This is a genomic window from Arthrobacter sp. MDT2-34-1 (assembly GCF_059091365.1).
On sequence record NZ_JBNHGO010000128.1, the window covers coordinates 1 to 498 of the forward strand.

1 protein-coding gene is annotated in these 498 nt (G+C 68.1%); it reads left to right on the forward strand.

Going from position 1 to position 498, the window contains the following annotated elements; genetic code table 11:
- Positions 1-41: 41 nt before the first annotated feature.
- A partial coding sequence (locus AC5RVV_RS18000) for an MFS transporter (RefSeq protein WP_494002712.1) occupies positions 42-498 on the forward strand: 457 nt, incomplete at its 3' end.

Sequence of the window (498 nt, forward strand, 5' to 3'; positions counted from 1 at the left end):
ACATGGTCAGGACCGGCCCCGGGCCTTGGTAGCGTCATCTGGTGAAGACGCAGACCACCAAGCGGTTCCTCTTGGCGGGCATGATCATGCTGCCCGCCATCCTGTTCGTGTCCGTCAACCTGCGCGGCCCCATCGTGTCGCCGTCGCCGGTGCTGGGCATCATGCAGGACGAACTGGAGATGTCCGGCTTCGTCGCCGGTCTGCTGACCTCCATTCCGGTGCTCTGCTTTGGCCTGGCCACGCCGCTGGCCGCCGCGCTCATCCGCCGGGCCGGGGCCAACCGGGCCGTGGTCCTGACCTTGCTGGGGGTCCTCGCCGGCACCCTGGTCAGATCCGCCGGCACGGCCGAAGCTGCCCTGCTGGGCACCGTCATCATCGGCGTGGCCATCACGATCGGCAACGTCGCCGTCCCGGTGATCATCCGGCGCGACTTCCGCCCGTCACAAATCGGCATGGTCACCGGAAGCTACACCGCGGGCCTGAATGTCGGTTCCCTGC